Source organism: Shewanella psychropiezotolerans, assembly GCF_007197555.1.
Lineage (GTDB): Bacteria > Pseudomonadota > Gammaproteobacteria > Enterobacterales > Shewanellaceae > Shewanella > Shewanella psychropiezotolerans.
In genome coordinates, this window is sequence record NZ_CP041614.1 from 2239223 (window position 1) to 2263855 (window position 24633).

At 39.8% G+C, this 24633-nt stretch carries 16 protein-coding genes; 14 read left to right on the top strand and 2 right to left on the bottom strand.

Annotation, left to right across the window (positions count from 1 at the left end):
- The first annotated feature begins 269 nt into the window (after nucleotides 1-269).
- The 10 genes from FM037_RS09990 (at nucleotide 270) to FM037_RS10025 (ending at nucleotide 8999) form a co-directional block, all read left to right on the top strand.
- Nucleotides 270-1316, top strand: a complete 1047-nt coding sequence (locus FM037_RS09990; RefSeq protein ID WP_144045884.1) for an EpsG family protein — start codon at nucleotides 270-272, stop codon at nucleotides 1314-1316.
- A 31-nt stretch (nucleotides 1317-1347) separates the two neighbouring features.
- Nucleotides 1348-2184, top strand: coding sequence for a glycosyltransferase family 2 protein (locus FM037_RS09995; protein WP_185976999.1), 837 nt, complete (start codon nucleotides 1348-1350; stop codon nucleotides 2182-2184).
- A 6-nt stretch (nucleotides 2185-2190) separates the two neighbouring features.
- Nucleotides 2191-2943, top strand: a complete 753-nt coding sequence (locus FM037_RS10000; RefSeq protein WP_229381140.1) for a glycosyltransferase family A protein — start codon at nucleotides 2191-2193, stop codon at nucleotides 2941-2943.
- 7 nt (nucleotides 2944-2950) lie between these two features.
- Nucleotides 2951-3709, top strand: a complete 759-nt coding sequence (locus FM037_RS10005; protein ID WP_144045886.1) for a glycosyltransferase — start codon at nucleotides 2951-2953, stop codon at nucleotides 3707-3709.
- 8 nt (nucleotides 3710-3717) lie between these two features.
- On the top strand, nucleotides 3718-4884 hold the full coding sequence (locus tag FM037_RS10010) for a nucleotide sugar dehydrogenase (RefSeq protein WP_144045887.1): 1167 nt from the start codon (nucleotides 3718-3720) through the stop codon (nucleotides 4882-4884).
- A 61-nt stretch (nucleotides 4885-4945) separates the two neighbouring features.
- Nucleotides 4946-5101 (top strand): sugar phosphate nucleotidyltransferase, encoded by a 156-nt coding sequence (locus tag FM037_RS29965; RefSeq protein WP_267874874.1) that lies wholly within the window; start codon nucleotides 4946-4948, stop codon nucleotides 5099-5101.
- Nucleotides 5095-5319 (top strand): glycosyltransferase family protein, encoded by a 225-nt coding sequence (locus FM037_RS29970; RefSeq protein WP_267874875.1) that lies wholly within the window; start codon nucleotides 5095-5097, stop codon nucleotides 5317-5319. Before FM037_RS29965 ends, FM037_RS29970 begins: the two co-directional genes overlap by 7 nt.
- A 133-nt stretch (nucleotides 5320-5452) precedes the next feature.
- On the top strand, nucleotides 5453-5848 hold the full coding sequence (locus tag FM037_RS29975) for a sugar phosphate nucleotidyltransferase (protein ID WP_267874876.1): 396 nt from the start codon (nucleotides 5453-5455) through the stop codon (nucleotides 5846-5848).
- 673 nt (nucleotides 5849-6521) lie between these two features.
- Nucleotides 6522-7628 (top strand): MBOAT family O-acyltransferase, encoded by a 1107-nt coding sequence (locus tag FM037_RS10020; protein ID WP_144045888.1) that lies wholly within the window; start codon nucleotides 6522-6524, stop codon nucleotides 7626-7628.
- 303 nt (nucleotides 7629-7931) lie between these two features.
- Nucleotides 7932-8999 carry an SGNH/GDSL hydrolase family protein gene (locus FM037_RS10025; protein ID WP_144045889.1) on the top strand — a complete coding sequence of 356 codons (1068 nt, stop codon included), beginning with the start codon at nucleotides 7932-7934 and terminating at the stop codon, nucleotides 8997-8999.
- 148 nt (nucleotides 9000-9147) lie between these two features.
- On the opposite strand, the gene FM037_RS10030 is transcribed toward FM037_RS10025, so the two are convergent.
- Entirely contained in the window at nucleotides 9148-10482 is a 1335-nt protein-coding gene (locus FM037_RS10030) for a tail fiber domain-containing protein (protein ID WP_144045890.1), read from the bottom strand.
- A gap of 43 nt (nucleotides 10483-10525) precedes the next feature.
- Complete coding sequence (locus FM037_RS10035; RefSeq protein WP_221937497.1) at nucleotides 10526-11044, bottom strand: hypothetical protein; 519 nt, start codon at nucleotides 11042-11044, stop codon at nucleotides 10526-10528.
- A gap of 373 nt (nucleotides 11045-11417) precedes the next feature.
- Between FM037_RS10035 and FM037_RS10040 the strand changes: the two genes are divergently transcribed.
- The 4 genes from FM037_RS10040 (at nucleotide 11418) to FM037_RS10055 (ending at nucleotide 24594) form a co-directional block, all read left to right on the top strand.
- Nucleotides 11418-11759, top strand: coding sequence for a hypothetical protein (locus FM037_RS10040; protein ID WP_144045892.1), 342 nt, complete (start codon nucleotides 11418-11420; stop codon nucleotides 11757-11759).
- A gap of 167 nt (nucleotides 11760-11926) precedes the next feature.
- Nucleotides 11927-17593, top strand: coding sequence for an Ig-like domain-containing protein (locus FM037_RS10045; protein ID WP_456114960.1), 5667 nt, complete (start codon nucleotides 11927-11929; stop codon nucleotides 17591-17593).
- A gap of 687 nt (nucleotides 17594-18280) precedes the next feature.
- Nucleotides 18281-21490 carry a CRTAC1 family protein gene (locus tag FM037_RS10050; protein WP_144045894.1) on the top strand — a complete coding sequence of 1070 codons (3210 nt, stop codon included), beginning with the start codon at nucleotides 18281-18283 and terminating at the stop codon, nucleotides 21488-21490.
- Between the two features lie 806 nt (nucleotides 21491-22296).
- Nucleotides 22297-24594 carry a DUF255 domain-containing protein gene (locus tag FM037_RS10055; RefSeq protein ID WP_185977000.1) on the top strand — a complete coding sequence of 766 codons (2298 nt, stop codon included), beginning with the start codon at nucleotides 22297-22299 and terminating at the stop codon, nucleotides 24592-24594.
- Nucleotides 24595-24633 lie beyond the last annotated feature (39 nt).

Below are 24633 nucleotides of genomic sequence, written 5' to 3' on the forward strand. Positions count from 1 at the left end.
ACCCTCTATAATATAGTGTGTATTTGCAGTTTTAACACATCACCCCGATATTATGACTCAGATATATACATATAGATAGATGTTTTGTTTGTATTGTTTATTAATAAATTTGTTAAAATAAGTCTTAATGATGGTAAGGTTGAACAGGAACGTTCAGTTTTCATTCTAGTTGGTGATAATGTTTGTTTTTATTAAAACTACTAGCGTGTACGTTACAAATTACTTGAGTTGCCTTTGTTATCATATGAATTACCCTTATTGGATTATAAATGTTTTTCTATATTTTACTTTTCCTTATTGTTATGTTACTCGGTTTGTCAAAGTTAAAGAATAAAAACGAATTTATTGCTATAACTTTATTTGTTGTTTCAGCAGCTAGGTTTGATGTTGGGTTTGATTTCTTATCATATTACAATTCAATTGAACTCTTTCAACCTCATGATATGACATATATTAGATTTGGTCTGTTACATGGTGGATTAATTGAGTTTTCAAATTACATCGGTTTTACTCAGCTTTACTTCATAGTTACATCCGCTGTCATATATTTTTTTATACATTTGAGTTTGAATAAACATAGTGAAAACTATCTGTATTCAATTTTAATATTCATAGGGGTTCCATTTTTCTTCCTTATGTCTTTTAATTTTATTAAACAATTTACGGCAATGGTTTTAGTCTTGTATAGTATAAGATATATTTTTGAACGGAAACTTTTAAGTTTTATATTTGTCATATTTATCGCTAGTCTTTTGCATTACACTGCTATTATGTGTGTTTGTTTGTATTATTTATATGGTCGTAAAATTCCCAGTGTGTTTTTGATTGTTTTCTTTGCTAGTTCATTTTTTGCTTTCCCATTAGCTCAAAATATAATTGATACTTTACTACCTTTCTACTCACATTACTTAGATGTAAAGGTAGAAGGAGGGAAGTCTTTTCAAGCTCTATTAATTCTTTTGTTTTTATTATTTATTATGTTTAGACGTCTTATTAATAATAAAAAGTCAGATTTTTATTTTGTGACCTTTATTATTGGGGCGTGTATATATAATACTTTTCAGCCTATTGGTTTTTCGGCTACAAGAGTAAGCTATTACTTTTTGATTTTTCTTATTTTATTAGTTCCTTCTTTTGGTTCAAGGATACGAAAAAAACAATTTACACTGTTATTAATAGCTCTAACATTTACACTCTTTATTATTTCTTTATATTCAAATTCAAAAGTTGGAACTCGTAGCCCTAGCGTTCCATACCAAACTTTTTTCAACAAAACTATCCATGATATTCGTCCATACGGATGGGTTAAAAAATAAGAGTGATTGCTCTTATTTAAGGTGTAAAGATATGAGTATCTCAATAATCCTCCCTATATTTAATGCTGAGTTGTATTTAGAAGAGGCAATATGTAGTATATTAAGTCAAACATATCGCGATTTTGAGTTGATCTGCATTGATGATGGTTCAACTGATAATAGCTTAAAAATTTTAAAAAAGTATATTGATTTAGATGATCGTATAGTGATTATCTCAAGAGAGAATAGAGGCTTGGTTGCTACACTGAATCAAGCAATTTCTTTATCTAAATACCGGTATATAGCAAGAATGGATGCTGATGACATTTGTGAATGTCATAGGTTAGAACTACAGTTAGCTGAAATGAAATCTAAAAAGTTGGCTATCATTGGCTCTTCATATCGTTATGTTGATATGAAGAACAATGATATTGGACACCGATTATTACCTACTGAGCACAGATTGATTTCTTGGATGATGGATTTAGGCTCCCCTTTTTGTCATCCTTCTGTATTGTTTGATAGTGAAATACTCGGGAAGGATTTATTTTATAGTGAACAACACCATCATTGTGAAGATTATGAATTATGGTTACGTTGTCGACAATTAGGCTATAAGTTTGGTAATTTAAGAGATTTAATGTTCAATTATAGAGTATTGCCTACAAGTATTTCCCGCTTGAATTCGAGCAGCCAATCGAGTAAATCAATTGGTTTACTAGTTAGTTATTGTTCATTTGTTAACGACTATTCTGAAGCTGAATATATGTTGTTTAGCCGGAAACAAAACAAAGATTATATTCTTAATTTAAAATTATGTAGTCGATTATTAATGCAGGGGAAGTTTTTTCATAGTATATTTTTATTTTTATATTTGTTAGCTAAGTAGGAGAGTATGTTGTTAAGTGTATTGATTTCTTGTTTGTATAATCGTCTAGATGGTGTTTATAGTATGGTCTTACCGGTTAACAATAATGTTGAATATATTGTTATTGTGCAGGGAGCGAATAATGAGGAAGTTTTCAAATTCAATGAGCTAAACTTCTTCTCCGAACGTAATGATATCAAGGTAATCTTCGATAATAATGTAGGCGTTACTTTTAGTAGAAACAAAGCAATAGATATTGCTACTGGCGATATGGCTTTATTTACAGATGATGATGTTACGCTAGAGTCTGATTTTTTCGAGTTGGTGCTAAAGTCTTTTTCAGATTTACCCGAATGTGATTTTCTTACATTTAATATTGAATCACCAGATGGTGACCTGTTAAAACCTCCTTTGTGTGATTCCTTTCATAACCTAAGAAGTATATTAGGCGTCGGCACTATTCAAATAGCGATTCGTTTGAATGATGCAACTAAGAGAATAAAATTCCCATTAGATCTAGGTGCAGGTTCTAAATATCCAAATTGCGATGAACCAGTTTATCTATCTAAGTTTATAAAGTCTGGTAAAGTTGGTGCGCACATTAATAAAACTATTTGTAAGCATCCAGTCGAATCATCGGGTAATAGTCTTAGAGGATTTCCTAGTCTCATGTCCCGGTTCATAGCTTTCCGCTATATATTTGGACATTTTTTTGGTTCTTTTATTTTCATAGTATTTATTTTGAAAAACATCAAAAAGTTTTCGTTAGACCATAACTAGGGGCATAATGAGCATCTATAATAGTAGTGAGTTGGTTTCTGTAATTATGCCTTCATATAATTCAGCTGAAACTATAGAAGCTAGTATTAACTCTGTATTAAAGCAAAGTTATTCAAACTGGGAATTAATCATTACAGATGACTTATCTATTGATAATACTGTAAATATTGTAAGAGAAATTGCTAAAGTAGATCATAGAATTAAATTATATACTTCCTTAGAAAATGGAGGCGCAGGTAAAGCACGTAATAATTGCATTTCAAAAGCCAATGGAAGGTTCATAGCCTTTCTAGATGCAGACGATCTTTGGTTGCCAAAAAAGTTAGAAAAACAAATCACTTTCATGTTAGAAAAAAACTATTATTTTACTTATACTGCGTATCAAAAGTTCTCTTCTAAAGGCATTGCGGGTGTTATTAGTCCTGTTCAAGAGATAAACTACAACAAATTACTTTTTAGTAATGAAATTGGATGCTTAACTGTTATTTACGATACCAGTGAGATAGGGAAGAAATATATGCCTTTAATCAGAAAAAGGCAAGATATGGGCTTATGGTTAGAAATTTTAAAATCTGTCAATAAAGCGTACTGTCTAGATGAGGTGTTAGCTATGTATAGAACTGACAGCGGTATGACTCAAAATAAATTAAAAGTCTTGAGTTATCAGTGGGAATTTTATCGCAAGATTGTTGGCCTAAGTTTTTTTAGATCGTCAATAACTTTTTTTGTTTACGCTTGTAAAGGTTATATGAAGAGTAGGAAGTAAGAGGTTTTATGAAAATAGCTATTGCTGGGACAGGGTATGTAGGTTTGTCTAATGCGGTATTATTATCGCAACATAATGAAGTCATCGCGGTTGATATTGTTTCTAGAAAAATAGAGATGATTAATCAAGGGCGTTCACCCATAGCTGACGTAGAGATAGAAGATTATTTAGCTAATCATAAACTAAATTTAACTGCAACGCTTGATAAAAATTTTGCCTATCATGATGCAGACTTCGTGATTATAGCTACACCAACAGATTATGATTCTGCTACAAACTATTTTAATACTTCATCGGTTGAATCTGTAATTCAGGATGTATTAACAATTAACCCAAGCGCAGTAATGGTTATTAAATCAACTGTGCCAGTAGGATATACTGAATCGATTAAACAAAAATTTAAAACACAAAATATTATCTTTTCACCTGAGTTCTTACGTGAAGGTCGTGCATTATATGACAATTTACACCCCTCACGTATAATTGTTGGTGAACGCTCCGAACGAGCTAAAGTGTTCGCTAACTTACTTGCTAACGCTGCTGTAAAAGAAGATGTAGAAATTCTATTTACTGATTCTACTGAAGCTGAAGCGGTTAAACTATTTTCTAATACTTATCTGGCAATGCGTGTCGCTTATTTTAATGAATTAGATAGCTATGCTGAGTCGCATGGACTGGATTCAAATCAATTAATAAAAGGTGTTTGTTTAGATCCTCGTATTGGTAGTCACTATAACAATCCTTCATTTGGCTATGGTGGTTATTGTCTTCCGAAAGATACGAAGCAATTACGAGCAAATTATGCCGACGTACCTAATTGTTTAATTAGTGCGATTGTAGATGCAAATACTACTCGTAAAGATTTTATTTCAGATTCTATTCTAAAGAGAAACCCGTCTAGAGTTGGAATCTATCGTTTAATCATGAAAAGTGGTTCAGATAACTTCAGATCTTCATCTATTCAAGGGATAATGAAACGGATTAAGGCTAAAGGTATCGAAGTTGTGGTTTACGAGCCGGTGTTAGATGAACCTGAATTTTATCATTCAAAAGTCATAAAAAACCTCGAAGAGTTTAAGATGATGTCTGATGTGATCGTTTCAAACCGTATGGTTGAAGAGCTCAAGGATGTATCAGATAAGGTCTATACTCGCGATCTGTTTGGTAGCGACTAACTTTTATTTTTGTTTATTACAATGGCTATTTTGATAGGTTAAGTTTTTATTAAGGTTTTAAATGAAAGCCATTATTCCTGTAGCTGGGCTTGGTACGCGTATGCTACCTGCTACCAAAGCTATTCCGAAAGAGATGTTGCCTTTAGTCGATAAGCCCTTAATTCAATATAGTTTGATGAATGTGTTAAAGCTGGGGTTAAAGAAATTGTATTGGTAACTCATGCCAGTAAAAATGCTATCGAGAATCATTTTGATACTTCTTATGAGCTAGAGTCAACACTAGAGAAGCGGGTCAAGCGTCAGTTACTGGAAGAAGTACAGGCTATTTGCCCTAAAGACGTGACCATAATGCATGTGCGTCAAGGCGAAGCTAAAGGATTGGGACATGCGGTCTTGTGTGCTAAGCCTTGTATTGGTAATAATCCTTTGCTGTAGTTTTGCCCGATGTGATTTTAGATGAATATACGGCTAATCAAACCAGTGAAAATTTAGCGGCCATGATTGGTCGTTACAAATCTACTTTGGCTAGTCAGATCATGGTTTCACCTGTGCCCATGAAGATGTCAGCATGTATGGTATTGCCGATTGTGATGGTGTTGGTTTATGTGCTGGTGAGTCAACGGCTATCTCTAAGATGGTTGAAAAACCTACGCTGGATGAGGCACCATCTAATTTTGCTGTTGTTGGCCGTTATGTTTTATCTGATAAAATCTGGGATCTCCTGGCAAGAACACCTGCTGGGGCCGGGGATGAGATTCAACTAACAGATGCTATCGATATGTTGATTGAATCAGATACCGTAGAAGCGTTTCACATGACAGGTAAGTCCCATGATTGTGGTGACAAACTTGGCTATATGACTGCGTTTGTTGAGTATGGGCTTAGAAACGAAAAGTTAGGTACAGATTTTAGAGCGCAGTTGGAGCAAATTTTGCGAAAGACTGAGTTGAGTTTTGAGTTTTAAGCTATAAGCTATAAGTTGTAAGTAAAAGATAAACACTGATGCCCGCCTCTATTTATTTAGGGCGGGCTTTTTGTTATTTGGGGTTCTGGTGGTGGAAGAGGGGGGCTTTAGGCCCGAGGCTTTAGTGATGTGCTCTCTCGTGGCTAAAGCTGCTCCTACAAGGTGTTCTTTCGCGGCTAAAGCCGCTCCTACAGGTAAGACGAACGTCGCAAGCGACTACAGAACGCTGCGCTTACGGTATGGCCTTCGGCCACATGAACGCTGCGCTCTATTCATTTAGGGCGGATGCTTTGATGATATGTTCTCTCGCGGCTAAAGCCGCTCCTACAGGTAAGACGAACGTCGCAAGCGACTACAGAACGCTGCGCTTACGGTATGGCCTTCGGCCACATGAACACTGATGCCCGCCTCTATTTATTTAGGGCGGGCTTTTTGCTATTTGGGGTTTGGAGGAGGGTCTTTAGATGTAAGAGGGTCTTTAGGCCCGAGGCTTTGATGAGGTAAAGCGAAAGCTATTCTATGCTAATTGCTTGGGGATGGGCGCAACACTCATCGGATTCGATCTGTTTTGTTGGAAATTTGTATGCATACTTGTTGCTGATCTGGTAACTTGTCTTGAAGGTGTTTGGTAATAATGCCTATTTTGTAAGCTTATTAAGTGTGGTGACTGCAGTTGTCTTTCGTATCGCTTGTTTTTTTACTTTTTTTACCCTTGATTTTTATCTGCTACTGCTTGATGCCTCAGCGTTATCGTTGGGTATTAATGTTACTAGCTAGTTATACATTTTATGCGTACTGGGATTGGCGATATATTCCTCTTCTGTTTGCTTCTTCATTTATTGATTATTTCTTCGCCTTAAAAATGGGAGAAAAGGAAAGGAAGTTTGCTCGAAGGCCTTATTTGTATATAAGTTTGCTAGTTAACCTAGGTATCTTGTTTGGCTTTAAATATTGGGATTTTATCGGCAGTAATGTGAGTTCACTACTTAGTGTTGATTTTGAACTGTATAACCTACTATTGCCCTTGGGTTTATCTTTTTATACGTTACAAACGCTAAGTTATACCTTCGATGTCTATTTAGGGAAGATAAAACCGGAGAGACACTTAGGTATTTTTTGTTTATATGTTAGCTTCTTCCCTCAATTGGTAGCTGGTCCGATTGAGCGCAGTCGAGCGCTATTACCTCAGCTAAAATCCTTGTCACTGCCGACCCTGTATCAATTTCGCTATGGTTTGTTGCTCATTGTCTGGGGTTTTTTTATCAAGCTTGTTATTGCTGACAATTTAACTGCTAGCATTAATTCGGTTTACTTTGGTGAAGCGCACTTCTCATCTTGGATTTATTGGCTTATAGGTGCTTTGGTTATACTAAAGATTTACTGTGATTTTATGGCCTATTCTGAGATCGCACGGGGTGTAGGCCTGCTATTTGGTGTTAAGCTGACGCTGAATTTTAGAAGACCTTTGTTTGCAACTAATCTTAGAGGGTTTTGGCAACGTTGGCATATTAGCTTAACTCGTTGGGTTGGGGACTATATCCAAATCCCCCTTCTCAGGCGTTATTCCACTGAACCGCTCCGCTCTGTTGTGACCATTATCACACTGATGATTATTGGGCTCTGGCACGGAGCCAGTTGGAATTTTATTATTTTTGGTTTGTTTCATGGTAATTTTATTATTTTTGGTTTGTTTCATGGTTTGGTTATGGTGCTATGGAACCCAATAAGTAAATTTATCAATGCATTATGTGGCGGTCGAGTGACTGATTCAAGTGTTTAGCCATCGTATTAATGTTTAGTGCGCCAATGTTTTATATTCAAGATACTTCATTACTCTTTAGCGTGCTTAATAGTATGTTGATACCGTTTAATTCATTTGGCTTTTTTCAACTGCTAGTCATTAAGGGCAAGTTAATGTTGGTTAAAGCTTCTTTAGGGCTTGTTTCGTTATTTTTATATAGTTTCTATAATGAGTTTAAACAGCTCGATTTTATCGAGGAAGTAACCGTTTTGACATCTTATAAACGTTGGGGATTATCGTTATTGATAGTGTCGAGTATCTTTTTTTTAGGGAGCTTCGAACATGAACCCTTCATCTACTTTGAATTTTAGATATTTTGCCTTGTTTTTTCTGAGGGCAACATTAGTATTTGTTTTAATTTTTTCAGCTGTTAATGGAATGCTTTGCTTGCTTCCAAGTGATGACAGAGTGATGGACAAACTGTCATTATTTAATGAGGAAAAAGATGGGTTCACTGCGTTAGCATTAGGATCTTCTCATAGCGTTGGGTTTCACTTCCCATCGTTAGGGGTTAAAGGGGTCAATTTTCATGATGGCAGCGGTGACATCGAAGAGGTGGTGTTTAAAGCTGGCGTGATATTGGAGCATGCTGTCAACATAAATACCATATTCGTGCCTGTATCTCCGGGTAGTTTGCATATATCTCAGCGTTATATAGCAAATGATATGCTAAGTCGCCGCTTTCTTATTATCAAAAATCTACCCTTGTCCCACGAATTTTTTTCATATGATCCAATGGCAAGCATTCGTCTTTGGGCTTCGAGGATAATCCCTGTTATTGAAGTTAAACAAAGGCTTATTTCATGGTTAGACTTATCTAATTTTGTATCAAAACAGGTGATGGAAAATGACAAGTCCTGCCTTGTGCCTGTTAGTGCCGATGTTAAGGAGGATGAATTATTACTTGGAGTTTATCGATTAAAAAAAATGGTCCCCAGCTGTTTAGCCGAGTATGCAGATTCTACTGTTGTAAGTCATAAATTGAGCGTCGAATCCTCCGTAATGTCTGATGCTAAATTGCCTATACGTAATGTTGAGCGGTTATTAGTGTTGGCCGATAGGCTTAGGCTAGGAAAAGTCGAAGGTCGGTTGGTATTGGTAGTACCTCCACTTACTCGCGAATACTATCAAGATGATAGAATTCAGCTGTGGATCCCTGAGCATCAAGAGTTGTTGGATTTGTTGGCTGAGCATTCAAATATTGATGTGTATGATTTTCATGATTTATTTTATGGTGAAATGGAAGATGGTAGTAACGATTACTTTTATGACGATGACCATTTAGCCTTGCCCGGTGCTATAAAGTTCAGTAAAGCGTTAAAGAAAGCAATGAATGAAAGGGTAAGGTGAACGCTTCGCAGGCTCACTCACGGAACGCTGCGCTCACCGATAACGGAACGTTCGCAGGCTCACTCACGCAATGCAGGCGTTTACGGTAAGGCAGGAGTTAAGCACCCAAAAGCGTTCCTTGTAGAACGCTTTTGGCTTAACAAATTGATTAGTGTTGTTTATTTTGTAGTTGTAGCTCAATTAATACATTTTCAAGTTTTGCTATTTTTGCATTTTGAGATTCAACCTTGTTCATCATTGCTTTAATTGCTGCTAATGAAATACCTGATGTATCGGTTGGAGATATGTGTTTATTGTCCACACCATAATTAAATAACTCGTAGAACTCTTCTGCCATTGGGCCAATATGAGTGACTTTACCTGCATCTTTTATATAAGACCAAGAGTAGATGTCAATGTCAGTAATCAATTTTAATATTTTATCGCCATCAACCATAGTAATATTGTTTTTTGTCGTGCGACTTGAACCTGGGCTTATCGTACCTTGTGCTGTTATATCACCTCCAACAAACAAATCTCCAGATTGATGTATTGCTTCAGTTGTAGCATCTAAGTGCCAACTCCATAGTTGATTGCTCATATCTGTACCGTTATTGATATATATGTCCCCATCAGGCTGGATAACCATCCCTAAAAACGTTTTACTTGGAGAATTGTTTAATAGTGCTAAGCCATTTCCGTAAATATCTTTAATTCCAATTTCCCATTGTTGATCAACTACATCATTTTCATTGAATAATATCTTAGGGTCATTTGTTTTTCTAATTGTGACTTGACCATCTGTGAGCATCAGATCTCCTGATTCAATATCTAGAGCTGCATCTGGCGTCGCATCACCTAAACCAATATCTCCATCACTTGCTACAAATATACTATTTGAGGGCGCGCTTGGTTGTATTCTGAAAACCAACTTACTGCCATTGGTAGCATCACGGACGAAGAAGTTAGCTTCGTTACCTGCTACATCCCAGGTTTGCGGGGTAAAGCCTGAACTGCCGTCTTGTTCTAGGCGTAGGGTAGGGGTGTTGCCAGACTTGATGTGTATATCAACAACGGGCGTGCTTGTTCCTAAGCCTAGTCGTCCGCCGTCATCGACGAACAGTGAATGGTTCGGTGCGCCAGCTTCAATGGTAAAAGGGGTTTTTCCACTATCTATATCGTCAATTGAAAACTTGTTTGCCCCACCATTAGAGCTATCATTGACCGTTATTTGCCAATCGTTGGACGGGAAGCTAGAGGAGCTACTGGTATCCTGGAACTTGATACGTAAGTTGTTTTCTTTAAGGCGTAGAGTATCGAAGCCGAATGATTCACCATTTACACAGTCAAATCCTATACAAGCGCTACCATCGACAATCAGGTCATCAAGAATGACTTGATCGGCATGTGCCGTTGCAGTCATTGCCAGTGAGAACGCCAAGCTAAGAGGAAGCACTGTTAATGCTTTTTTAGTGCTAATGCTAATACTCATATTCTTATTCATTATTATTACCCTTGCGATTCTAAGTCAGTAAGGAATAGCCTACTTACTTGGCTAAGTGCTCGTTCACAATTTCAAAATTATTCTTATCAATTATTTGCTCAAGCATCTGCTCAACTTTAGATTCCTGCCCCTGCTCTCCTTCATCATAGGTTTCTTGGACAAATTCACTGTCTTTGACATTGAAGTATCCAGATTTAGTCTCTACTTTACCTAAGTGTCTGGTTGCTCCCTGCCTACCTGTTTTACGATCATTCACTATCTCTACATCGCCTAGCTGACTATATTCAATTTGATAGCTGTAGTTGCCATCTTTGATTATGCCGAGCTGTTCTATGTCGAGCTCGGTATTGTTAGCACTCACTTTCATCTGCTTTTCAAACCCATCAGGGCCTGTAATGGTTACCGTGGCTTCATCAAATTTATTCTCACTGCTCAAAGCACTAATTTCTAATTGAGAACCGCTCGCAACTATAGGTTTTGCTGCAATAGCAAAGCTTGAAAGGCTAAGGGAAGTTGAAAGACAAAGGGCAATTAAAATAGGTTTTTTATATGCGTTTATCATATTTTTACCTGCATATTAAAATAATGAGTTAATTTTAACCTAATGGTAACAATAGGCAATAAAAAACTATGCTTTCGCGTCAAAGGTTTGACCACTTATAGTTGTTTGGCTAACAAATGATCAGGTTGTTGTTGCTTGTCATACTAATTAATGGCTGTCGGCTGCGCTGTAACTTATTGATGTGAGTGTGTATTTTTCGTGTTCTCTTTCTGCCTGATAGAGGGTGTTTTGTATTGAATGCTGGCAATATTAATTAAAAAGGGGGATAACAATAATTGAACCAAGTGTTATCATTATGTTTGTTGATATTTGTTCTTATATTTGAGTTGCGTTCTTTTATTGCGCTAATAAGAGATTTATAAAAGGAATTACAATGAAAAACACCTCCTGGCAGAAGAAGTGTCTTTTAAGGGCTGTTAATGCAGTTTTTTATATCTCATTATTGTTGGTCGCAAAATTTGCAAGTGCTGCAGGTACCGATTTAACTTTAGTGGGCACGTTTAACACGACGCCAATCGCATCGGGTCATGTCAGTACGCTGACTTATACCTTGACGAATACCTCAGCAAGCTCAGCATCAGATATTGGTTTTTTAGCGAGTCTACCAGCTAGTCAACAGATTGCAGGACAAGTGATGGGGGGACTAGTTGTACTGATGGTAGTTTTACAGCCAATGCTGGGGAATCAACTTTTACAGCAAGTAACTATCGGTTAGGTGCTGGTGCAAGTTGTATTTTTTCATTTAATATTACAGGAACAGTTACTGGTGCAACTCTTGTTACCGGGCTCACTTCCAGTCTAGGCAGTGGTTCAGACTCTTCCACCACGCTAAATATAGATGCGACTCTATTTACTGTTGGTGTAACTCTTGCCGCACCAACGATTTCCGTTGGTGCGATTAACACTATCAATTATACATTTTCAAATACAGGTAGCTTAATTGCTGGAGGTACGGCATCTATTAATCTACCAGCAGGGATTACCATTGCTCCTGTAGCCAACTTTACCACTGATTGTAGTGGGGTAGTCGTTAATGAGCCAGTTGGTGATGATTCAATCACAGTTACAGGGGTAATGCTAAACTCTGAAACCTCATGTACCGCATCTATTGATATATTAGCCGATACCCCAGGTACGTTTGATCTTATTTGGAATGATGCCTTTGTTACTTCTCCTTCTTTAATTACATCTGGTTTGATGGGGGCCTCTTTTTACGTTCAACGAGAATTTCTGAATTTAAGCTTTTCGCCAATAACTGTTGTACCAGGTTCTGCAGTTGGTACGCTTGATATTACAGTGACCAACTTTGATCGAAGCTTCGCTGCTACTGATATTACTTTTACTGACGATTTAGATAGCGCATTAACTGGTCTTGTTGCTACAGGTTTGCCGCTTGCGGATGTTTGTGGTTCGGGTTCTAGTATTTCAGGCTCTTCTAGTATTACTTTAACAGGGGGAAGCCTTGCCACCGAAGGAAGTTGTAGTTTCTCTGTTCCTGTAACTATTCCTGCGAATGCTGCTCAGGGGGCGTACACGAATACCGCTACAGGTATATCTGCAATACTCAATGGCTCAACAACTAATTACACTGATGTGAGCAATGCTCTGGTGGTGTCGAATGCGCCGAGTCTTACCGTTAGTGTTGTTGAACCATTTTTAACTGCAGGCGACACGGTTACTTTACGCCATGTTCTAACGAACCTAGATACTGTTAATGCCGCTAGTGATATTAGTTTTACAACCGATATTAGTGGTATAGATGGGATAGTGTCTCCGACGATACCTGCGGCTGGTAGCTGTGGCGGGAGCTCGGCTTTCAATTTGATATTCGCTCAAGACAATGCTCCTGTTGTTGAAGGTGTTGTAGTGACCAGTGCGGACCTCGCCGCTGGTGATAGTTGTACTTTTGATATGGTGCTAACTTTGCCAACCAGTTTAGCTGCAGGCAGTTATAATATGTCTGTAGGCACTATATTATCGACCATCAATTCACAGTTAATATCGAGTGGATCACCGTCTGCAAATGTTGCAATTAGCATAGATACAGCCCCTTCAATGAGCTTTTCATTTGCCGAAGGTACGGTTCTACCTGGCAGCACTGGCGTTATAAACTTCTCACTCCATCATGACTTTGCATCTTCCGCTTCTGCCACTGATATTGGTTTTACTTTAGATCTTGATGCCGCAATGACTGGCATGGTTGCAACAGGGCTACCTAGTGGGGATATCTGTGGCTCGGGTTCAAGTATCAGTGGGACTGGGCTGGTTACGTTTACAGGAGGAATACTGGCTGCGGCTGAAACTTGTGAGTTTTCGGTTTCGATACGGTTACCAGCAGATACTGTTGGGGATGTCACTCTTACAAGCTCAGTTATCAGTGCTCAAGTTAATGGCAATAGCGTCAGCAACAGTATAAACAGTGCCGACTTGAGTGTCAGCGGTGTGAGTTTTAGTAAAAGCTTTAATATTAACTCTGTGTCTGTTGAATCAATCAGAGTGGGTGCAAGTGGTGCAGATGTCGACCTTACTTACCTGATAACCAACGCAGTGGGAGCTGGCGACGCTACAGTTATAAGTTTTTCTGAAGATTTTTCAAAGCTTAATATCGGTGCAAGTGTCACTTCTATTGCTCAGTCTAATTTTTGTGGTGCTTCAAGTTCTGCCGCTGGTACGACTATGTTATCGGTGTCAGACGTTGAAGTGAGTGCTGGCTCCCAATGTGCTTTAACGGTAACGGTACATTTCCCTGCAGGGACTTTAGCTAATTCTTACACCACAGCCTCCAGTACTTTAATGGCAACCATAGGTGGGGTTGTGTTTATTAGCCCCGCCATAGATAACATCAGTGTTAACGAGATCACTGTTGCTTCAAGCGTTGATGTTACTAGTCCTACATCAAATACCTCTGTCAACATGACTATCAACTTTTCCGATAACGTGACTGATTTTATTCAATCGGACATTACCGTTATCAACGGGACGTTATCTGGATTTAGCGGTTCAGCGAGTAGCTATAGTGTCGTTGTTACTCCAATTGCCGATGGGGTGGTGACTTTATCGGTTGCGGCAGGCGTTGCAATTGATGCTCTGGATGCAAGTGTGACGAATACGGCGGCTGTTGACGTCGAGTTTGAATACCAAACGACTCCATTAGTCCCAACTCCTAGTTTAGCTATTAGTGCACCTTCATCATCATTAGCCAATTCTGGGCCAGTGACTTATACGGTGAGTTACTTTGATGTAGAGCAGGTCAATTTAACTGCTGCTGATATCACGCTTAATAAAACAGGTAGTGCTAATGCGGACATCACTATTGTCAATGGTGATATGAGTACTGCGACGGTCAGTTTAACTAACCTTAGTGGTGAAGGCTCCTTGGGTATCACTATTGCTGCAGGAACGGCTCGTTTTAGTACTAATTTATCACCTGCAGCAGGACCCAGTAATATTTTTGCAGTCGATGTAATTCAGCCAACGGTTACAGTGACAGGCCCTTCTAGCCCTCAAGTCAATTCATTTGTTGTGAATATCAACTTTGATGAAAGTATGTCGGGTTTTACTGTTGATGATATTACGGTTATTAATGGGACATTATCTGATTTTCAAACTGTGAATGCGGCTAGTTATACTGTTCAAGTTGATGTAATGGGGGAGACAAGTGTTTCTGTGGAAGTTGCTGCTGGTGTAGCAACGGACAGTGCAGGTAATGGAAATACGCAATCAAATACGTTGAGTATCAATTATGATGATGTTCAGCCGACAGTAACCATTAGTGGTCCATCGGGTACGACTACTACAGCATTTACTGCCACTATCGGTTTTAGTGAAAATGTCACAGATTTTGACATCGGGGATATCATTGCAACTAATGCGGGGTTGAGTAGTTTCACTGTGATAGATGCTGCAAATTATTCTGTTCTGGTTACCCCTGTGGCGCAAGCGAGTGTCAGTTTGGATATTGCTCAAGGTGCTGCGGTCGACCTTTCCGGTAATGGCAATATAGTGGCAACACGTTATGCCGTTGTTTATGACTTTAATGATACACCGGTCATTTCTGGTGTGGCATTGACATCGGTAGATGAAGACTCATTGTATAGCTTCTCTCCTACCTTTAGTGATGCTGATGTTGCAGATACTCTTTCATTTAGTATTGTAAATAAACCTGACTGGGCAACTTTTAGCTCTGTAGATGGTAGCCTTTCAGGCACACCTGCTAATGCTGATGTTGGAGTGACTACTGGTATTGTTATATCAGTTTTTGATGGCAATTTATCAGCATCGCTAGCGACTTTTAACCTCGAAGTCATCAATATAAATGATGCGCCAGTGTTTAGCTCATCACCCATTGTCGAAGTTGTTGTTGGGGCTTTATACTCATATCCTTTGTCTGCTACTGATATAGACTCTACTTATTCAATTAGCTTCGAGTTGCTGAGTGGTCCTGAATGGTTGAGTATCGACAGTGGCTGGGTTCTCCAGGGGACAGCTCCAGAGGATGCATTAGGTGATCTGCTTAATGTGGTTATTGCACTTAGTGATGGTGATACAGAGTCACCTGTTTTACAAGAGTTTGTCCTTAGTGTTATACCGCCTGAGAAAACTGAAATCTCTTCGAACTTCTATTTCACTCCCGCACCAGCAACGGCTGAACAAACGGTCAGTTTAGTCTTAGAGTTAACTAATCTTGGGTTAGCTTCTGCTGAGGATATCATTTTTGATATTGCCATTAATGGCAGTTTAACCATAGAAACACTGCCAGCTGTTTGTATTGAAACTGAGTCTAATACCCTAAGCTGTCAGTTAGGCTCTGCTATTAAAGCTGGGGATGTTGCTAGCACGCTTATAGCGTTAACTGTCGATGATGTTGATTCTGGGTTTACTTCTGCAGAGGTGGTGATTTCTGGTGGTAATTTAGACGGAGCCGTAGTTGATGACAATGCTCAATTGCTACTCGCCAATGTGCTGTCAATACTTCCTGGCGAGTCGCTGATAAGTAGCCCGTCTAGTGTCGGCTTCGCAGTGGATATTGATGGAGATACTTTCGTCGATCTGCTTAGTTATGATGCTAACACTATGATGACATCAGTGTTAATTAATGATGGCAATGGTCAACTTAATCCCTCTACGAGTTTAGCGATGAGCCAAGAGGTTAAATCTATACTGGTGGCTGATGTAGACAGTGACGGTAATCTTGACCTCATTACCGCAGGTGGAAGTGATGCAAACAGTGTTGTTTATCTGCTAGGCGAGCAACTACAAGTGCAATCAAGTGTGGTACTCGATGCTGTAAGCGCCGACTTCATATTAGTGGCGGATTTGGACAATGATTCATCGGTTGAGGTTATTCTTGCTGGCTTAGCTCAAGTTGATATTGCTGTGTACTCGCATGTTGGTACAGATGAGATGACGGTTAGTGTCATTAATGTATTTGAGCTTGCGCAGCAAAACAGCTCAAGTCATTTGAGTGTTTTAGGTGAAAAAAATAGCTCAGATAACTCAACAGCTAAAGTTGCAGATAGTGACAAAGCTCCAGCTCTAATCGTGGATACGGGGGTGACATCTTTAAGTATCGTTGAAAGTAGCGAAGGTCTCCGCTTACTTGTTGCCGGTGATATGAGTACGCCAGTGTTAGTCAATATGGATGAGACGCAATGGACATCTGTCACAGTTCCTAGTATTACCCAACCTATTGAGATGATGGCAGTTACTGATGTCGATAGTGATGGTATTTCTGACGCCTTTATCTATGGAGACACTGGATGGAAGCTCATAATTAATGTGTTTGAAACTGACTTTATGATTAGTGATGTCGAGTTTCCTGATGCGGATGAGGTGTTAGTATCAGATCTGAATGATGATGGTGTTAATGAGATCTTGTTTATCATGCCTCAGGGCGTGAGTATTTGGCATTATTATAGTCTGAATGACATCCGTGTTGATGATGCTGTGATTGTAACTGATGAACTCGCTCAGTTAGTATTATTGGATATCGATAATGATGGCGACTTGGACATTATTACCTTTGATGGACAAACTGGTGTGTTTCTTTGGTATTTGAGTCTAGATGGTGGTTTTGGTTTGCAAGAAACAGATGTTTCGATTTTTGCTGATGGACCTAACTTCCCTCAGATTGATGTAGCATCGCCTGTAACATTCAGTATCAGTAACCTCTCTGAAGCAATGGCTACAGAAGTCAGCGTATCAATCAGTGTTGGAAGTCGTTTTGAATCTTCTAATATACCTGGTAATTGTATTGGTCAAGATGGCAAGTATGTTTGTAGCTTAGGAGAGCTTGCAGGCGGAACTCGTAAAGAAATTGAGTTCTGGATCACACCTAAATCTGTTGGTGAGTTTTCAATTATCGCGACCGTTAAACGACTTGAGTTTGATACCAATGAAAACAATGACACGGTTGAGCTCGTGTTAGATGTTCAGGGGAAGAACAATAGTGAAAGCAGTAGCGGTAGTATGCAGGCCTGGGCTATTTTCTGCTTGTTAATGCTGGTTGCATATAGAAGAGTTTATGTACGAAAGAGCTTCTCTCTGTAGGTTTGCATGTTTGTAGGAGGGTGCTTCAGCCCCGAGGCTTGGGATAGGTCTCTTGGCCATCTGATAGCTTCCTCCCGGCTAAAGCCGGTCCTACATAGGTTTGTATCTTGTAGGAGGGTGCTTTAGCCCCGAGTCTTGGATAAGTCTCTTGGCCATTTTGTAGCTTCCTCCCGGCTAAAGCCGGTCCTACATAGGTTTACATGTTTGTAGGAGGGCGCTTCAGCCCCGAGGCTTGGGATATGTATTTAGACCATTTTGATAAGTTCCTCCCGGCTAAAGCCGGTCCTACATAGGTTCATATGTAGATGGTGCCCGTTTATTGGAAAGGAACGGTTGTAGGAGGGTGCTTCAGCCCCGAGGCTTGGGATATGTCTCTTGGCCATTTTGATAGTTTCCTCCCGGCTAAAGCCGATCCTACATAGGTTTGCATGTTGTAGGAGGGCGCTTCAGCCCCGAGGTTTGGGATATGTCTCTTGGCCGTTTTGATAGCTTCCTCCCGGCTAACGCCTGTCCTACATAGGTTTGTATCTTGTAGGAGGGCGCTTTAGCCCCGAGGTTGCAGATTTGTTGGCATCTATGTTGTTTTTTGATATCTTGAAATTGATAAATATTTAATAAAAATATGTCGGCCTCTCCTGCTGTTTATTGTGGCTTTAAGGAGAAGGTAACGGCAATAGGGAGTTGTATATGCGCAGTATAAGCAATGGAATTCATTCTAGTTTGGGCTTTAGTCATAATCCAGTTCGAAAACTAGCCGTCAGTATCAAAGCTGCAATGTTGGCTATGGTGCTAATATCATCGGGTATAGCTGCAAATGTTTACGCCGAGGATCAAATTGACATCAGTCAGCTAGATGATGGCATATTAAAACTGATGGGTAAGTTAGAGTCGGTGAAAGACCCTAAATGCCACGCTACAGCAACTCGTCTCGAAGGTCTTATCTATGGCACTCCCTTATCTGCAAACGCCAGATATGCTAAAACTGAACTGCAAAAACGACTCGTTCGTGCTATTTGGCAAAAAGCTGCGAGTCTTTATCCTGATGCCAGTCAACTGACACTTTCTCAAGTCAATGCAGCAAGTGAACTTCTACTTCAAACCAAGCTAAAGCAAGGTTTCCCTGATATTAATCAGTCTTACTGGTTAGTAAGTACTAATGGCGTCATCACAGAAATTAACAGTCGTGATCAACAGCATTATGGTTCGATTGCTTATACCTTGAGAGCCATGCTAGCTGTGCAGCAAGATGTGTTGCTCGATTTTGATATTGAACTTCCAGGGCTTAGTGATGATGCGACCCAAGCCATCACTGAAAAAGTGGATTTAGTCACTTTGTCACTGTTAAAACGAGCTGATATCCTTGCCAGAGATACGGATAGTTATGAAGTTTCGGCGCAGATGGTTACCCAAAGTTGGGGTGTTCTTTTCCCGTCTTTGGAGTCATCTGAAAATGTAAGGCTTGCAAACAGTTCATCAACTAAAATCGTGAAGTCAGGTTTGTTACTGCCCTTGATTGAGCAGAAAATTGCAGCTTTCGAACAATACAATGAAGTTAATCAAACGCTTTTTGCTCGTAATCTTCAAGTGTATTTTGCGAAACTAGCTTTACCAAAAGACCCTGCTAAAAAGGCCGCGTTTAAGCAATATTTCACAGAAGCAATGATAGCATTCTCAGGCACGCTTTATCTCGATGCTCAGGCTCGAGTCAGTAAAGGGTCAACAATTAAAGAATCTGATGTCGCAGCGTCAGTGCAAAGTTTGCTTCCTCACCGCATCAATGAATATGAAGATGTAATTTTTTATCCTAATTATCCCAAGGATAAGCAAGTCGTCATAGAATCTTACGATATGGACTCGTTCAGAGATTCTGGTTTGCATTGGCTTTACTTTAAAGAGGCATTGCTCGATGCTAAATCGTTAGTCAAAATTGAAGCAGACCCTTTTGCTGCTGAACTTCTCAGTGAAGCGATCGCTCACTATGGTGTGCTATTACTCCGAAATGCGGGTATTGAAGGAAAGCGGTTAAAGCAAGAGGTGCTTAGCTCTGATCTTGTAGCGCTGAGTTATGAAAAAATCATGTCAGATCTACAGACCTATCACAGTTATCAGCCACAGAAGCTTGTAAAAACAGGAATTATTTCTGCCGGTGGCAACGGCGGCGACACACCTCAGACTCGTTATTTTATTAATGTGACAGATAAGCAAGGTTTTAAAGCCGAGCACCGCTCATCAGACTGGCTAAGTCGTCAATTACGTAGCTACCTAAGCAAGAGTTCTGAAACTGGCATTATTACTATCCCTCCTGCATTTGGTGGCGGTGGTGTTGCGGCTGAAGATATTAATAATGACGGGCTAATCGATATCCTCATTTTGAGTGGCCTTGGTAACAAGCTCTATCTGAATAAAGGCGGTTACTTCGAAGATATTACGGTTTCAGCTGGTCTTGATAATCACAGTAAGAGAAAAGGTTCAGAAGACACCGCTGGTGAGCCTAGACAACCTTTGATAGCCGATTTTGATAATGATGGCGATCAAGACATAGTGATCACTTATGTCGATGAAGCTCACCGGGTATACCGTAATGATGGAGACGGAAAGTTTACCGAAGTCACCGCTACTGCTTCACTCGGTGGCGCTGGCCTTGTAGGCGGCCCTGCGACGACGTTTGATGTGAACAACGATGGCTTACTTGATATCTACATCGAATACTTCGGCAATTACCTCAAGGGCGAGCTTCCAACCCTTAAACGTAGAAATGATAATGGTGGCGTCAATGTGCTATTCATCAATAAAGGTGGTTTCAAGTTTGAACAGGCTAAGGATGCGTTAGGCGCCAATAACTCCGGCTGGGGGCAGGCGGTAACACATACAGATTTGAATATGGATGGCTGGCAAGACCTCATCGTAGGTAATGATTTTGGCGTGAATGCTTATTATATCAATCAACAAGGGAAGGGTTTTGTCGATTATGCTGCCAAGCTAGGTACTGATAAGCCATCATATACGATGAATTTGAGTTTAAGTGACCTTAACCGTGACGGTATCCCGGATATTTATGTGTCGAATATTGTGACCATGAATAAAGATCAGAAATATGTCACGCCAAGTGAGGATACTAGTGCCGAGTTTAATCCTGATAAATTAGCGAATATGCGAGTCGTCGAAGGTAATGATCTGTTTTTGTCCACTTTTACCGATAGCGGTGCAATTAAATATCAGCACAGTGACTTGGTTGGCCGAGGTTTTTCATCAACAGGTTGGGCATGGGATGCTGACTTTTTCGATGTAGATAATGATGGGGATGATGATCTCTATGTGCTCAACGGCATGAATGACTATTATGTCTACTCCACTGACAACCCCTATTACAATGATCCTATGACAGGCGAAAGCTTAGCCGTTAATTTCCCCGATGCTGCTAAAGCCAGTAATGTGTTTTTTCTCAACAGCGGCGGAAAATTATCGAATGTTTCAGCATTAAGCGGACTGGACATGATAGCTAACTCGCGATCGGCTTCTTATCTGGATTTTGATAATGATGGTGACTTAGATGTGGTAGTGAATAACTACCATGATGCGGCGCATTTATTCGAGAATCAGGCACAGAAGCTCAATAATAACTGGATTAAAATCACCTTGCAGGGGTCACCCGAACATGGTGTGAATCTCGATGGCATAGGGGCACAAATTGTCGTGGGTTATGAAGGGGATGGTTATTCGTGGCGTCAAGTGAGTGGCAGTCAAGGCTATATGTCAGTACACCCTAAACAGCAACATATAGGGTTAGGTAAAGCGACTTCGGCTAATCTTATGGTGATCTGGCCTAATGGAACCAGGCAACATATTAGTAATGTGAAAGCTAATCAGAGTTATACGGTTCGTTATCCGGAGAGGTAACTTAGGAGCGGTTTCGGGTTAAAGATAGAGCTAAGAAAGTCTCGAGTCGCGAGATACAAGCTAAGGTCACTGCAAAGGATGTTGCGAAAATAGTCGGGCTGACGGTTGGCTTTGATTGGTCATGCTTGTGTAGGAGGTGGCTTTAGCCCCGAGGCTTGGGCCATTTTGATAGGTTTCTCCCGGCTAAAGCCGGTCCTACATTGGTTCATATGTAGATGGTGCCCGTTTATTGGAAAGGAACGGTTGTAGGAGGGTGCTTTAGCCCCGAGGCTTGGGATATGTATTTAGGCCATGTTGATAAGTTCCTCCCGGCTAAAGCCAGTCCTACATTGGTTTGTAGCTCGTTGTTTAGTGTTCGATTGCTGGTGACGAGTTTGATTCGTGTCATTGTTGAGAGGACATCTGTTGTAGGAGGGGGGCTTTAGCCCCGAGGCTTAGGATATGTATTTAGGTTATTTGATAGGTTCCTGTTCATATGTAGATGGTGCCCGTTTATTGGAAAGGAACGGTTGTAGGAGGGTGCTTTAGCCCCGAGGTTTTAGTTAGGCTATTTTGATAGCTTCCTCCCGGTTAAAGCCAGTCCTAGATAGGTTTGTATCTTGTAGGAGGGCGCTTCAGCCCCGAGGCTATGAAATATGTATTTAGGTTATTTGATAGGTTCCTCCCGGCTAAAGCCGGTCCTACACTCTGACATGTCCGTAACGGTTAATTATTTTTGGTGAGAGATCCCTCCGATGTTTTCAAGGTTTTTTCTTATATCATGTTTTTTGTTCTTCATTAGCATTGGTCAAATCAGTGCGGATTCCGTGAGTATTAATAAGACAGTGCTTAACGATACTGACTTGATGATCGCTTTTGAAAGTCGTAAATCTTGGCTCGTCAATCGTAAGATTGTTAGTTCACAAACATCAACGCCTAAGTATCTTAATAACTTAATTAATTCAGAATCTCCCTACCTGCTCAGTCACTCTCTACAGCCTGTTGATTGGATTGAGTGGCAACCAAATTTTGAAACTGATTTTCAAAGCGGTGGCAAGCTAGTCTTTATTTCAATTGGCTATTCTACCTGTCATTGGTGTCATGTGATGGCTGAAGAGAGTTTTGCTAATACTGACATCGCAGATATTCTAAATCAGTCTTACATCAGCATTAAAGTCGACAGAGAGCAGTGGCCGCTGGTGGATGGGCGTTTTAAATCTGCATTGGAATTATTGAAAGGTGAGGCCGGCTGGCCTCTCAATGTCATATTGACGCCAGATGGCAAGATAGTTTGGATTGACTCTTATCTTAATAAAGATAAGTTTACTAAAGTGATCCAAGGACTTGCTAAGAGATGGGGGAAGCAACCAAAAGCTATATCTAGTTTGGCGAGTAGAGTAGACGCTATAGTAAATCCTGATCCACTCCCGACTTCGAATCCAGAGACAAATCTGCTTTCAAAAAGTGATTGGCGAAAGCTATTACCTGAGCAACATCAGTCAGTTTATCAAGCCTTACTCAATGAAGAACGCCTCGGTGAACCGCGTTTTTTTCGAGAAGTCTGGCAACTTGGTTTATTGGATGAGTATTTACGAACAGGTAATAAAGCTTATTTGGAGGCTGTAGAAAATCAGCTTTCTGAAATATTGCTAAGTCCGGTATTTGATGCAATAGATGGTGGTTTTCACCGTTATACTGTAGATAGTAAATGGCAGACCCCTCACTTTGAGAAGATGCTATATACCCAAGCGAATATGATCAGTCTGTTAGCAAGAGTTTACGGAATTACAGGTAAACAGCACTACCGTATTGCAATGGAGCAAACCATCAATTGGGTCGAACAGTGGCTGAAGAATGATTCTGGTTACTCTTCGGCCGTATCGGCTCTCTCAGAAGGGATAGAAGGTAAGTATTATCATTTCAGGGACACTCAATCTGACTCAGGCACTGTCAATTTGGTTGGATTCAAAGCTTTAACAGGAGTCATCAATGATACTCAAAGCGGAAATAATCAGAATGTCTTAGTATCACTTGATTCGTTAGATTCTGATTGGCGTAAGTTACCTAGTTATCAGGAATTAAAAAAATATCGTAAGCAAAAGGTAAAGCCAGAAATTGATGAGAAAGTCATAGTCAGTTGGAATAGCCGTTATGCGATTGCACTTATCGATGCTTTTGAAGTAACTGACAAAGCGGAATATTTAGATAACTCCACCCGGTTACTTGAGTTGCTTTGGCAAGGTGCGATATTTGATGGAAAACTATATCGGATAGTATTTTTGGGGCGTGCATCGATACCTGCACAGCTGGAAGATTTTGCTTTGTTTGCACTAGCTCAGTTCAGACTCGCTTTCTATCAGCCTTGGCAGGGTGAAGAACATGGTGAAAGCATATCATCTGGTATTGAAACTAGGGCATTTGGGGATGGCTCAGCAGTTACAAGTGGGAACTGGTTATTAGAGAAAATGATTGCCCATTTTGATGATTCTGATGGGGAAAATTTGTATTCAAAGATCTCTAATTTAAATACAGATGGAGAGCAATCTTCAGTCTATACCTCAGTATATAGAGCTTTGTCTCTAGGAAGTTTATATTCTCAACATCCGGCTTATAAGCAAATATCCAGTCAGCTCAGCAAGAGTCATAGTCCCCTCTTAAGTGAATTGTTTAAGAATTATAGTTTCGTTGGCAGTGTGGCTGATGGCTTAGTGCCAGTAAGGTTAAATCATTCTATTTTTGCAAAGGGACATGGGCGAATAAAGGCATTTAATGATGGGGGGATTATTCGTATTGAGTTTGATATAGAGCCGGGTTGGCATATTAATGCCAACCCGGTAGCAAACAAGCGCTTCATCCCAACCCAAGTTTCACTTGTTGGGATTGATGGGGGATTTCAATCAGATAAAAGCATTAAAGTTCACTATCCCCAAGCTACGGAGAAGCAGCTTTTTTTTTACAAAACGTTATTACATCTTTACGAAGGACGATTTGAGATACAGGTAGAGTTTCCAGAGTCAAGAACATCAAAAGGTGAGTACAATAGACATATACTCGGCATTCGATTGCAAGCTTGTTCTGAGAGCTTGTGTTTACTGCCCGAAAATTTGGTTTTGTTAAGGAATTAAATAAGTTTGAAGATTATGAATGAGCTTGTTTTATACCTC

Bases quoted from the DNA above. Each gene is read 5' to 3' on its own strand.
- FM037_RS09990 (WP_144045884.1), top strand. From the start codon at position 270: ATGTTTTTCTATATTTTACTTTTCCTTATTGTTATGTTACTCGGTTTG.
- FM037_RS09995 (WP_185976999.1), top strand. From the start codon at position 1,348: ATGAGTATCTCAATAATCCTCCCTATATTTAATGCTGAGTTGTATTTA.
- FM037_RS10000 (WP_229381140.1), top strand. From the start codon at position 2,191: ATGTTGTTAAGTGTATTGATTTCTTGTTTGTATAATCGTCTAGATGGT.
- FM037_RS10005 (WP_144045886.1), top strand. From the start codon at position 2,951: ATGAGCATCTATAATAGTAGTGAGTTGGTTTCTGTAATTATGCCTTCA.
- FM037_RS10010 (WP_144045887.1), top strand. From the start codon at position 3,718: ATGAAAATAGCTATTGCTGGGACAGGGTATGTAGGTTTGTCTAATGCG.
- FM037_RS29965 (WP_267874874.1), top strand. From the start codon at position 4,946: ATGAAAGCCATTATTCCTGTAGCTGGGCTTGGTACGCGTATGCTACCT.
- FM037_RS29975 (WP_267874876.1), top strand. From the start codon at position 5,453: ATGTATGGTATTGCCGATTGTGATGGTGTTGGTTTATGTGCTGGTGAG.
- FM037_RS10025 (WP_144045889.1), top strand. From the start codon at position 7,932: ATGAACCCTTCATCTACTTTGAATTTTAGATATTTTGCCTTGTTTTTT.
- FM037_RS10030 (WP_144045890.1), bottom strand. From the start codon at position 10,482: ATGAATAAGAATATGAGTATTAGCATTAGCACTAAAAAAGCATTAACA.
- FM037_RS10035 (WP_221937497.1), bottom strand. From the start codon at position 11,044: ATGATAAACGCATATAAAAAACCTATTTTAATTGCCCTTTGTCTTTCA.
- FM037_RS10040 (WP_144045892.1), top strand. From the start codon at position 11,418: ATGAAAAACACCTCCTGGCAGAAGAAGTGTCTTTTAAGGGCTGTTAAT.
- FM037_RS10050 (WP_144045894.1), top strand. From the start codon at position 18,281: ATGCGCAGTATAAGCAATGGAATTCATTCTAGTTTGGGCTTTAGTCAT.